Source organism: Bradyrhizobium sp. Kon58, assembly GCF_055807455.1.
Genome location: NZ_JBVVOT010000127.1, coordinates 1 through 521, shown reverse-complemented (window position 1 = coordinate 521; position 521 = coordinate 1). Strand labels below are relative to the sequence as shown.

The window sequence follows — 521 nt, the reverse complement described above, 5'->3', positions numbered from 1 at the left end:
TTCAGGGTGATGAAGGCCTGCGCGGTGTTCATGCCCTGGCCGGAGAAGCTGAAGCCGGTGAGGAAGGTGACGTTGTCCACGCCCGGACGCTGCGCCAGGTATTTTTCCACTTTCTCGATCACCGCCTCGGTCCGGCCATAGGACGAATCCGACGGCGTCTGCACGTCGGTGGTGACGAAGCCCTGGTCGTCGACGGGGAGGAAGCCGCCGGGCAGATTGACGAAGGCCCAGGACAGGCCGGCGAGCAGCGCGACATAGACCAACATCAGGCGGCCGGTGCGCTTTAGCGAAAAGCCGACGGTGCAGGAATAACCCTCCTTGCCGCCCTCGAGCATGCGGTTGAACCAGCCGAACACGCCCTTCTTGGCATGGCCATGACCGGCCGCGACGGGCTTGAGCAGCGTCGCGCACAGCGCCGGGGTCAGCGACAGCGCCAGGAAGGCCGAGAAGCCGATCGCGGCGACCATGGTCACGGAGAACTGGCGGTAGATGATGCCGACCGAGCCCGGGAAGAACGCCAT

1 protein-coding gene is annotated in these 521 nt (G+C 65.3%); it reads right to left on the bottom strand.

The window, feature by feature from the left end:
• On the bottom strand, positions 1-521 hold a 521-nt coding region (locus tag AC0L20_RS39775), incomplete at both ends, for an efflux RND transporter permease subunit (RefSeq protein WP_473295632.1).